The sequence below is a fragment of the Micromonospora sp. NPDC048830 genome, from assembly GCF_043198215.1.
GTDB lineage: Bacteria > Actinomycetota > Actinomycetes > Mycobacteriales > Micromonosporaceae > Micromonospora.
Genome location: NZ_JBICUP010000016.1, coordinates 124,771 through 135,855, shown reverse-complemented (window position 1 = coordinate 135,855; position 11,085 = coordinate 124,771). Strand labels below are relative to the sequence as shown.

The window sequence follows — 11,085 nt, the reverse complement described above, 5'->3', positions numbered from 1 at the left end:
CGCTGCCGTCTGGTAGTACCGGCACGTCCCGTCGTTGTCGCGGCTGCTTCCCACCCTTCCCCGCACCTCCGGGGTCAGGCTGCCGCCAGCTTCACCGAACTGCTGCGACAGCCCGGCGGAGGGTCCTTGCACCCCTCTCGGAAACACAGCGCCTCACGGCGCACCTGCACGACGTGGAAGTGATCGACGACCAGCACCGCGTGCGGTAACACCTGCCGGATCGCGGACTTGAACACGCTGCACATGTCGATCGCCACTGCGTGGACCTGCTCACGCCAGGCCTGCGGGCGAGCGGTCAGCCAGCCGGTCACCGCCGCCGTGGTGCGGCCTTCGACCTGCGCGAGCAGCCCCTGACCACCGGACAGGTCGCAGAAGCCGACGTGCCACCGATCCGCGGTCGTGGCCCACGAACCGGCTTGCTCGTCCCAGATCCAGTGCGGCTTGCCGCGGCGAACCTCGTCGATGCCGAGCACCGCAACCGGCTCCGGCTCGTCCGGCAACACGGCGCTTGCGTGAGCGGTGAACGCGGCAGCGACGACCGGCCAGGAGATGCCATGGTCCCGGGCGGCCTGCACTATCGTGCGACCAGCGTCGGCGACCGCCGCCCCGGCCGCCTGCCGCAGCCGGCTGGTCAGCCGGGCACGAGCTGGTACTTGGGCGACCTGCTCAGTGAACGACTTACGCGGACAGCCCGGTGTCGGGCAGTACCAGCGACGTTTCCGCCAGCGCAACTTCACCGGCCGGCCGCCGACCGGCAGGTCCCGCGGCCGGGTCATCGTCCACTGCTTCATCCGCGCCGCGCGCTGCCCGCACTGCGGGCAGCATCGTGCCTGCTCACAACCAGTAGACAGGTCCACCACCGGGACACCCGCGGCGTCCAGCTCAACCCGCTCAGCGACCAGGCCGTCCAGGCCCAGCAGCCGGGTCGTATCGTTGACCATGCTCGCAGCTCTTCACTCGTGACCATCCGAACTAGACACTCAGATGATCACCGACGAGCTGCGAGCCCCTCACACCCGGGCCGGATCCAGCCACGCACCCCGCTCAACTTCGAAGAGCCAGTATCCGGCCGATGTCGCAAATGGAAAAAGCTTTCTCATTTCTTACGTAATTTGACTACCCAGACGGCAGAGGTCACTGTGCCTTGGCGCCGTTTGGGGTCGGGCGGTGGGTGGTCGACAGGAGGTCGGGCACGTCGGCCAAGACGTCGTTTAGCAGCCTGATGACCTCGTCAGCCTCGTGCGCCTCGAGGGGCTGCCCGACCCGTCCGCTACGTCGGAGTATCTCGTCCAGGCGGGTAGCAAGAAGGTCGATGTTCGCCTTTTCTCCGGCGGTGACGTACTGTCCGATGACGCTGGCCAGATGCTCGTCGGTCAGATGGGCTGCGGCATGCGCGAGAGGGCTGCGGCGCAGCCGGTCTAGCACCGCGATCCAACGTTGGGTCAGTTGGTCGGTCCGCTGGGCGCGTCGCAGGAGTAACTCGTGCTCGCCTTCCTCCTGGATCCGCTGGAGGTGGATCGCTCGGAGTTGTTCGCGTACCTCCGGGTCGAGACGGATCCTGACTTCGGGCCGGCAGCGTAGTACGACCCCCCGTCTTTCATAAATGCGGTAGCTTCGCGAAAGTTCCCGGTTGAGGCGGTACTCGAGTTCGCCGGCCTGTTGCGGGTGAAAATGTCGTGCCAGCTCAGCACACTGTCTCTCAACATCTCTCCGTGCTAGGTCGGAAAACTGCAATGACCAGGCACCTAGCAGTTCCTCGCTCAGCTTCTCCGCGTGCCAAGTCAGCAGCACCTGGATCTCGAACGTGAAGACGAACCCGCGTGCCGGCACGATAATGGGCTGGGACAGCCGACGGCGTTGGCTGACGCTCTCCAGGGCGGATTGCCGGATCGGCGGTGGCGGACCGGCAAAAAGGCGGCGCGCAGCGAGCCACAGTCGCCTCAGCCATGATATCAGCCCCCGCCGCCAACGGGCGAGGAAATTCGTGGAAGCAATATCGTTGGGGGAGGTCATGGCACTCCTAAGCTCAAGCAGCCGAAGCAGAAGGGGATGGGGCACCGGCTCGTGATAGCCAGTAGGTGAACCTTGGCCGCACGCTCTGGTCGAGGACAAGCTTCCGGAGCAGGGCACGGAAGGCCTCGGCGGTCGGTGGGTACGCCCGGAAGGATCGCAGCCAGTGACCCAGTTGGCGCCAACCGTTCTCTGCAAGGTCGGGGTCCAAGAGGACTAAGCGCCAGAGCGCCGCCATATCTTCCAGGGCTTGGGGCGATGCGCCAGCTAGCGCGAGCAACGGAAACTGACCGGGAAAGGGAAGTTCCGACGTTGTCAACCGACTGAACGCACGACCGGCCGCGACCTCGAGGACGGAATCCCCACTCAGTGCCCATCTTTTGAGTAGGACCAAGATTGGAGCTCGACCGAGATCCACGGCCAGTCGAGTAACCGACCCGGCGACCTCGTGGCCGAGATATCCGTGGGCGTTTCGGGCAACGTGGGTTAGGTCGTGCAGTAATCGGTTGTGATTCGACGTCGGGAAGCCCATGGACCAAGCCTTGGCGGCTGTGTCGCGTTCAAATGCGGCGTCAGACCGGGCAAGTGAAGAAATCTCGCCGCTCACACGGCTGCTGATCCGGTGGATCGCTGATCTGTCGGGAGTCCGCGAGTTGGCAAGGTTGGCCACGGCCACCAGTGCCGCCGCAGCGGCTCGGCGAAGGGCCGGCTTCCGGTCCTTCGCCCAGTTGCCGATCACACTGTTATAGACATGATCGAAGTCGTGGCAGGCGAATCCGGCAGCGGCGACCGCTGCGCAGTGCTTGAAGTCCTCAGCGGGATGAGTGGCCAGCGCGTCTAACCAACCGATGAGCGCCGACCGGCTGTTGTCAAATTCGTTCCAGGCAACGTCCAGAAGTGCCCGAACCATATCTGGCTCGACCTGCGCCATCCGGGTCGCCACGTCAGGTCGGAGCCGATCTGCTACCTCCTCCTCGCCGTCCCAGTCGCCTGCAAGATCGTCACCGAGTAGTCCGGGGAGGCTGTGGACCAGCGCGGGCCGGCCGATGGCGGGATGGGCGAAGAGCCCATCGAGCTTCTCTAGCAAGAGCCCGGCCGCATCCGTCACGTGGGCGATCGGATGGCCGGAAAATACTGCATAGGTGACCCGTAGGGCTCTGCGGTGCTGAAGTTGACGGTGTTGATAGTCGCCGTCGACGGTAGGCATCTCCAAGATGGCGCGTGCACGAACACGTCGCCGTACTTCTCCGGACGGAAGCAGTGCGGCCAGTTCTTCATGGCTTTGCGGAAGTTTGGTCGCGAGCACTTCCGCCTGCTGTGCGCATTCTCGAGGTCGAGCCAACAGCGTCACACCGCGTCGGAGGAGATCGTTTTTAAAGAGCCTCCGAGCGTAGCGGATACCGCAGCGCCCGTCGCAGTGCTCATCGCCATCAACACAGCGGCCATAGAGGTTATAGACGAGGTGCCGACGAAACACAGACATCGGATCAAAACTGCACTTCTGAAACACCTCCGCGTGATGAAGCACGCCGTCCGGCACGTCTAGATCGCGGACCAACACCGCAGTCGCTTCGTGCTGCTCGAAGGTTCGCTCCAACGCTCGGAGTAGTCCAGCAGTGGCGTTGGCGCCGAGTCGGATGATGTAGCCATGCCCCTTCTGCAGCAGATCTGGGTGATCCCGGACTTGCAGAGGATCGCTTGACTCGGGGAGCATGATCTCCCGAACATGTTCCTGGCCGTAGCGAGCGGCGAGTGCAGCGCAGGCAGTCGTCGAGCGCCCGGTGCCAACCGGACCTGCGAGGCCAGCTACCGGGCTTCGACCCAAGCGTTGTGTTAGTTCATCGAAACATGCAGGCTTGACTAACGTGGCCACCTTGAGCTTGATTCGGCGAACGGGATCGGCACTCAGCCTAGCTCGATCGTCCTGGCCGATGTTGATGATGCTGCCGATGATCCGCGCATAGTCGCCATAGACCGCCGGTCCTTCGTTTCGGACGTCGTCGAACCGGAAGCGGTTGCCCTGCCCTGGCATCCATGCTCTGAGCGTCGGATTGGACTGCACGAAGTCGGCAGAGTCGCCAGACTCGTCTCTCTCCGCTGGATCGTCCGGCTGGTCCTCTGCCTCTTCGTCCTCCTCACGGGCCTTCGTATCCCGCAGATCGACGCCCGCTTCGCCCCGGCCATGCTCGGGTTCCCCTGCTGTCGGCGGTTGCTTCGAATCGTCCACCTCCGGCTCAGACCCGGGCATTACGGCGCCGAGCCCAGCATCGGCTGGTGATGGCTCATCAGCGGAGGGACCGTGGGGAGTCACCGTTCTCTCTCCTCGTCCTCGCGCCACACCGCGTGTGAGCCGTAGGCGCGGCCGTGGTCGCCGTACACGGTAGGCCCGTTGTTCGTGACGGTGCCAAAGTTGAACCTGCTACCGCCGGAGGGACCTGCTGTCGGCCGCCTTGTCTTTCCACCACGACGGCGAGGGTCGCCCGGACCATCAGAGACGAGCACGGAGGGACTGCAGTTGACATTTTCGTCTGGCACAAACACCCACGCCTGGTCCACGAAGGACTTTACTTCAACACGTACCCGACGGAAGCGGTCTGGCCGGATACCGCTGTAGGACTGGCAAACGACGTCGCGATGGATGGTGGCTGACACGATTAGCGCCACTGCAGCGTTGGGGAACGAGGCCAATGCCTCTCGCACCGGCTCGGCGTTGACCAGCCGAGCGGCCGTAACGACCGCCTTGCCGGCGAAGCCGTTCTCCGCCGGTACTACCAGCCCCTGATGCAAGGCGACGCGCATCCGGATACGAGCCTGATCCGCGGCTTGCCGATTGTGGTCGCGCAGAACTCGGTCCATGGCTGGCACGAGTTCGGCAACGATCCTCGGCTCCGAGGTCCCAGGCGGGAAGATCGCAAACTCACCGTCCCCGCTCGCCTGGACCGTCCAGCCACTGCGGTCCAGCCCGCAAAGATCTGCAGCGTCTCGCATGACTTTTTGGAAGTTGCTCTGGGCATGGAACTGTCCCATGTCGTCGTTCCTGCTGTAGCTCTCCATGTCCACGAACATGATCAGCCGCCGCTCCGACTGCACTGCCGGTGCCATCTCGCCCTCCTCGTGCCCCGCCTTGCCTGCGAGACATGTCACTTATAGCGACGCACGACCTTGGGAATGCCATCGAAGTACGGGTTTCGGGAATGAGGTTGCCGTCGTCTTTGCGTCAAGCCGTACTTTGAAGGGGCGGGGCGGAGGCGCTGTGGCTTGACTGATGCCATGAGCATCCCTCAGCCCCCGGTGTCATCCGGTACTGCCGACGTGGAACGAGCGTTGGCCACGGCTCGCATGCATCAAGACTCGATCCAGCACGCCGACGCCAAGATCGCGAAGCTCGTTGGTATGTACGGAGCGCTCGCAAGCCTCATCGCCAGTAGTCTGCCCACGCAATCCGAACTGGCAGGCACGCCAGGGCTAGGCTTGGCCCTTGGCCTCACCTGCGTCGTGTTCATCTGCTCGCTGGTCGCCGGTGCCCGACAGCTGGCACTCGGCTTCCGCCCAGTGGTGACCGGACCAAAAGGACCGAACCGTTTCGGCTTCCCCGCCCCTCAATCGTTACCCATCGCGCTAGTCGCTGGCCAGGAGAGCAACGAGGCATGGCAGCTCGTGATGCTGCTAGGGCAGATCGCGTACGGCAAGCATCGTCGGGTGCGGTCGGCGCTTCCGTGGACCTTCGTTGCAGTCGCCTCGGCAACATCGTGGTTGGTCCTTGCTTCCTTCCTGTGACTGGCATGCCGCTGCTCGGATACCTTCTGCCAGCGGACCGCATCGATCAGAATGGTTGCTGTGCCGATGCAACCGCAACCAGGCCAAGCATCGCCACGTCCGACGGCGAACGGGGTGCTGACATGCGACACCACCAGGACCGACCACAAGACTTGTCGTCGTGGCCCCCGGGGTCCCTGCTTAGCTGCCTAACCCCGCCGGTCCGCACCGCGCTCCTCGCCATCGGTACAGCCGTCAGGGTGGAGCCGGGAGACCGCATCCTTCGCGAAGGCGACGAGGGTAGTCATATGGTGTTGCTCTGCCATGCGTTGGCGAAGGTAACCGTCAACATGGCAGATGGGCGTCAAGCCCTTCTAGCAATCAGGGTTTCGGGCGACGTCGTCGGTGAGATCTCGGCGCTAGGTGGCACGCCGCGCACCGCCACGGTCACCAGCTGCGGCGACGGGGTGGTCAACGTTATTCACCGCCGGGATTGGCATCCCTTCTTGCAGGAGCACCCCGAGGCGGCGCTTGCGCTAGCGGGCACCACGGCTGAACGTTTCCGCTGGGCGAACCAGCGAAGGATCGACTTCGCCTCCTACCCGGCGAAGGTCCGATTGGCCAGGGTCTTGGCAGAACTATCGGCTGCACACGGAGAGTCGGTGTCGGCCGGCAGAACTCTTGGCGTAATGCTGACCCAAACGGAGTTGGCAACGTTGAGTGGCGCAGCGGAGCCGACGGTGGAGAAGGCGCTCCGCGAGCTTCGGCAGGCCGGGGTTCTTGAGACGGGATACCGCCAGATCACCATCCGTGATCTGGCGGCTCTGCGGCAGGTCGGGCGTATGCCGAACGTGCGACAAGGGTGGACCAAAGTCAGCTGAAGCGCGGAAGTCCAACCCGCCCGGATTTCGGAACGTCCGAGCGGAGACCGAAGTGCCCCTGTTGAGACGGATTAGGTATGGCTTCTTTCGGCGCTTGACTACCGTGAAGAGCCAGGCGGCACGGGGGCTGACCCGGCTGCGGGAGGTGCTGGCGCCGGGTGGGCACGTGCCCGGCGCGCTGACGAGGGGACGGGCATGAGCGTGGACGAGCTGCGGGCCGGGCTGGCCCGGATCGCCGACGGCGTGGTGCCGGACGAGGACCCGTACGGGCGGCTGCTGCGGCACGCCCGGCGGCGCCGGCGGTGCCGGTTCGCCGGCTACGGCGCGGCGGTTGCCGTGCTGCTCGTGGCGGCGCTGGCAGGACCGGCGACGCTCGGCGCGGCCGGGCTGCCCTGGGGCCCCGACGACGGGCACCCCGACGGCGGCTACCCGGTCGACTCGCCCTGGACCTGGCGCCTGCTCGACTCGCCGCCCCGCGGCAGCCTCGCCGGGGACGCGAACCTCGTCGCCGAGCTGACCCGCGTCTTCGGCGCCGCCCGGGACGAGTTCGGCATGGCGGAACTGCCGACCGTGAAGATTCTCTGGATCGACGAGTCGGCCGGCTTCCGCCAACTGGTCGTCGCCTACCACTCCGACGACTCCGCCGCCCTGTTCACCTTCGAGGCGCCGCTCGGCACGTCGCCCGGGAAGCTGGTCGACGCCGGCGCGTACGGCAACCTGCGACCGGAGCCGTTCACCGTGTTGGACTTCTTCGGCTCGGGGACGGCCCAGCGGAACTCGGTGCTCGGGCTGGCCCCGGCCGGCTGCGCCGTCTCGTACGCCCGCTCCGCCCGCGTCGTCGGCCCGGCCGTACAGCGCCGGTGGACGCCGGCACCGACCGGCGACCACATGCTGGTCGAGCCGGGCTTCACCCAGGGCTGGTGGCGGGTCGAGTGCGACGGCCAGACCCGCCAGGAGGGGCCGATCGGGTTCTCCCGCGAGCTGCACGGCAAGGGCGCCGTCCCGCCTGACCTGCCGAGGGACGACCGGCCGGCCACGAGCGCGCTCATGCTGGACGCGGAGATGGTCCGCCCCGCGGCGGAATCGTGGCGGGACCTGGCGAACCTCGGCGGCCTGGACGAGCCGGCGCCAGTGATCCGGTGGGCCGGCCGGCTGGACGGCGAGGCCGCGGTGCTGCTCGGGCAGCCCGGGCCGGGGCCGCTGATGCTCCACGTCGGCTCCGGTGGCGGCGGCCTGCTGGCGCTCGCCACGGAGGAGCAGGCCACCCCCGACGGCACCGAGACCGCCGCCGCCAGCCGAGCCGGCTGGCCGCTGGTCGCCACCGGCATCACCCCCGCGTACGACCTCGCGGCGGTACGGGTACCGGCGCGCTCGGGTGGCCACGCCGTCCTCACCGACCGGCTGCTCGTGGTGCCGGCCCGGGCCACCGCCGCGCGGGTCGAGGCCGTGGCGGACGGCCGCGTTCGGGCGACCGGTCCGGTGCGCGCCGGCGCGGCGGAGCTGACGCTGCCGGTGGGGGCGGAGGTGACCCTGCGGGCGCTGGACCGGAACGGCCGGGTCGTGGCCTCGGGGCGGCTGGTGGAGTTGGCCGAGGGGGAGCGGCTCTTCAACGAGCGGATCGTGTCGAACTGGTGAGTGCCGGTCGGGGGCGGTCCGGGGTGGAATCGGCGGAGGTGCCGGCGTCGTTAGACTGAGGGCGCGACGGACGAGTCGACCGGGCGGTCGCGTCGACGGGCTGCGGCCCGTCGCCGAGGAACGTCCGGACTCCACAGGGCAGGGTGGTTGTTAACGGCAACCCGGGGTGACCCGCGGGACAGTGCCACAGAAAACAGACCGCCGCCCCGGAAAGGGACGGTAAGGGTGAAACGGTGGGGTAAGAGCCCACCAGCATCCCGGGTGACCGGGATGGCTCGGTAAACCCCACCCGGAGCAAGGCCAAGAAAGGGCCGTCACCGCGAGGCGACGGTCCGCGCAGACGCTTGAGGGTTGCCCGCCCGATGTCTGCGGGTAGGCCGCTGGAGCCTGCCGGCGACGGCAGGCCGAGATGGATGGCCGCCGCCGGCGCGGGCCCCGCGAGGGGTACGCGCCGGGCACAGAATCCGGCGTACAGGTCGACTCGTCCGTCGCCCAGCAGTTCAGAGCCGCGATCAAGGCTGGACCGCGCTGCCTCAGTCTGGAAGGGCGAGACTTCGCGTTAAAAGATCGAGTCCTTCACGTACATCAGCGCGTAGAGGGCGATCCAGGCGACTTGCAGCGCAACGCCAATCGAGCCGCCGACAAGCCCTAAGACTGCTACCGCACGGCAAAGAGCGTGAGCGCTTGCCCGCATCCCGAAGACGCCGAACACGACGCCGGTGACTCCGAGAAGGGCGCCGAATTCAAGGTGCGGGAACAGCGGCATCCAGACCACGCCTCCGGCTAGCGCCAAGAGCGAGAGGGCCGGGCCTGTGTAATCGATGACCGGGCTTCGGCGCTCGCCCTGTCTGTCAGGGTGAGTTGCCGCCAGCGGCAGGTCGGCGACCAAGGCCTCCAGCTCACGGTAGGTCTTCGCGGCATAGGCCTGCCCTGACCGATCGCCGAGCTCGGCGAGGGTCAAGCGCCCCTCGCTGGCAGCGGCACCGAGCCGGGCGACGACAGCTTCCCGGTCACGATCGGACACCCGCAGGTCGTTCACAAGCAGAGCCTACTGATGACCTGGTCATGCTGATGGGCTCTAGCTAATTCTCGCTGCGCCAGGTATGCCATGATGGCATTCCTCTTCGTCTCGATGCCAGTTGGGCGGTTGAGCTGTTAGAGCGGATCTCTGAGGAGGGCCGGGGTTCGGGGCGGAGCCCCGAGGTCTTCCGTTCTTGTGGCTCGTAAGCGTGGCCGGCCGGCCCGGCCGATGCCGGCCGGAGGTCGCTCTGGTGGTCTCGGCTGACACCTGCTGTCCTGGCCCAGTCGCACGCTGATGGCACGCCGGGCTGCTCGATCCACCGGTTTGCGGGGCGTCCGCCAGGGTAGCCCCAGCCAGCGAATTGCCGCGACGAGGAGACGTGGGTGCAACGCGGGTGGCCGCCGGGCCAGCTCAGCCTGATCACGGGAGGACGCTTCCATGGTCCAGAGATTGCGCCCAGGCGTTTGGCGGATCTCCGAACATTCCCGCGTCTCCACCGCAGAGCTCTTCTTCGACGTGGTGTTCGTCTTCGCGTTCATTCAGGTCACCACGCTCATGACCGCCGACAAGGGTGGGCTCGGTATCGCGCACGGGCTGCTTGTCCTGGTCCTGCTCTGGTGGTTGTGGTCGCTCTTCGCCTGGCTGAGCAACCGGGTACGGGGAAACTACGGCCTGGCCAGGCTCACCCTGCTGGCGGCAACGCCGGTGATGTTCGTGCTGGCGGCTATCACGCTGGACGCGTTCAGGGGTGTTACGGGCAGCGTGGCACCCCCCCTCGGGTTCGTCGCCTGCTACGCCACAGTCCGGCTTCTGTACCTGGGACTGCGCTGGTACGCCACGCCGAGCCTGCGGGGCCGCGAGATCGCGTCGCTCACCGTGCCGGCGTTCGCCGCCATCGGCCTACTGCTCGGCGCCGCGTTGCTGCCGCTGGCCGGGCTCGCCAGCGCGGCAACGCTGGCCGGCCAGATAGCCCTGTGGGTACTGGCCATCAGCATCGACTACGGCGTCGGGATGGTGCTACCCGTGTCTCGGCAGATCTTCTCCGCCCGGCACTGGGCCGAGCGACACAATCTGATCATCATCCTGGCCTTGGGTGAGGTGCTGGTATCGATCGGCGTCACCGGCCAATACCTGCACGCCACAGCGAGCTTCTTCATCGCCTCGGCGCTCGCCGCCGTCATCACCGGCTCCCTCGAATGGATCTACTTCGACCTCTCCGCGCTCGTCGGAGAGCACGCCCTGCGCACCGCCGACCCGCACCATCGGGTACGACTCGGCCGGGACGCCTACACCTACCTGCATCTACCCATGATCGCGGGAATCATCCTGCTCTCCCTCGGACTGAAACACACGCCCGGCCTCATCGAGGACGTCCACTCCTACAACCGCGGCGAGCCGCTCGACCGCACCGGCCGGTACGCGATGTACGGCGGCGTCGCCCTGTTCCTGCTCGCCCACGCCGCGTTCCACGCGCGGCTCGGTCACGGCATCCTGATCGTCATCTGGCCCCGACTCGCCGCCGCCGCGCTCCTGCTGGGCCTGCTGCCGGTCACCGCCCGGCTCCCTGCCCTGCAGACCCTGGCCTGCCTTGCCGGGGTCTGCCTGGTGACGGCTGGCACCGAGTTCCTCATCAGTCGCCGGCACCGGTGGCGACTGCGCCAGACGCTCTTCGAGGAGGCGGAGGGCGAACCCACAGCCAGAGGCAACAGCGACTCGGGCGGAGGGGCTGTCCCGTAAGAGTCGACGCGGGCCGCCACCGAAACGCATCGCTGACCATTCGTT

General features: G+C 66.9%; 9 protein-coding genes and 1 other RNA gene. 5 read left to right on the top strand and 5 right to left on the bottom strand.

Features of this window, described 5'->3' with window-relative positions:
- Positions 1-74: 74 nt before the first annotated feature.
- The 4 genes from ACGFIZ_RS16410 to ACGFIZ_RS16395 all read right to left on the bottom strand — a co-directional run bounded on the left by ACGFIZ_RS16410 (position 75) and on the right by ACGFIZ_RS16395 (position 5,112).
- Positions 75-941: a transposase gene (locus ACGFIZ_RS16410; RefSeq protein ID WP_393419979.1), complete on the bottom strand. Its 867-nt coding sequence runs from the start codon at positions 939-941 to the stop codon at positions 75-77.
- A 193-nt stretch (positions 942-1,134) separates the two neighbouring features.
- Positions 1,135-2,013 carry a hypothetical protein gene (locus ACGFIZ_RS16405; RefSeq protein WP_393419977.1) on the bottom strand — a complete coding sequence of 293 codons (879 nt, stop codon included), beginning with the start codon at positions 2,011-2,013 and terminating at the stop codon, positions 1,135-1,137.
- Positions 2,014-2,026: 13 nt separating this feature from the next.
- Positions 2,027-4,237, bottom strand: a complete 2,211-nt coding sequence (locus ACGFIZ_RS16400; protein WP_393419975.1) for a hypothetical protein — start codon at positions 4,235-4,237, stop codon at positions 2,027-2,029.
- Positions 4,238-4,317: 80 nt separating this feature from the next.
- Complete coding sequence (locus ACGFIZ_RS16395) at positions 4,318-5,112, bottom strand: hypothetical protein (RefSeq protein ID WP_393419973.1); 795 nt, start codon at positions 5,110-5,112, stop codon at positions 4,318-4,320.
- Positions 5,113-5,280: 168 nt separating this feature from the next.
- On the opposite strand from ACGFIZ_RS16395, the gene ACGFIZ_RS16390 reads away from it, so the two are divergent.
- The 4 genes from ACGFIZ_RS16390 to rnpB all read left to right on the top strand — a co-directional run bounded on the left by ACGFIZ_RS16390 (position 5,281) and on the right by rnpB (position 8,770).
- Positions 5,281-5,787, top strand: a complete 507-nt coding sequence (locus ACGFIZ_RS16390; RefSeq protein ID WP_393419971.1) for a hypothetical protein — start codon at positions 5,281-5,283, stop codon at positions 5,785-5,787.
- A gap of 239 nt (positions 5,788-6,026) precedes the next feature.
- Complete coding sequence (locus tag ACGFIZ_RS16385; RefSeq protein ID WP_393419969.1) at positions 6,027-6,647, top strand: Crp/Fnr family transcriptional regulator; 621 nt, start codon at positions 6,027-6,029, stop codon at positions 6,645-6,647.
- Between the two features lie 195 nt (positions 6,648-6,842).
- A complete protein-coding gene (locus ACGFIZ_RS16380) occupies positions 6,843-8,282 on the top strand; it encodes a hypothetical protein (protein ID WP_393419967.1) in 1,440 nt (479 codons plus the stop codon).
- A 71-nt stretch (positions 8,283-8,353) separates the two neighbouring features.
- Positions 8,354-8,770, top strand: an RNA gene (gene rnpB, locus ACGFIZ_RS16375) — RNase P RNA component class A.
- A 71-nt stretch (positions 8,771-8,841) separates the two neighbouring features.
- On the opposite strand, the gene ACGFIZ_RS16370 is transcribed toward rnpB, so the two are convergent.
- The gene (locus tag ACGFIZ_RS16370; protein ID WP_393419966.1) at positions 8,842-9,321 is read right to left on the bottom strand and encodes a DUF1707 domain-containing protein; all 480 of its coding nucleotides are present in this window, start codon (positions 9,319-9,321) and stop codon (positions 8,842-8,844) included.
- A 432-nt stretch (positions 9,322-9,753) separates the two neighbouring features.
- Here ACGFIZ_RS16370 and ACGFIZ_RS16365 point away from each other — a divergent pair, with 432 nt between their 5' ends.
- On the top strand, positions 9,754-11,040 hold the full coding sequence (locus ACGFIZ_RS16365) for a low temperature requirement protein A (RefSeq protein WP_393419964.1): 1,287 nt from the start codon (positions 9,754-9,756) through the stop codon (positions 11,038-11,040).
- Positions 11,041-11,085: the final 45 nt, after the last annotated feature.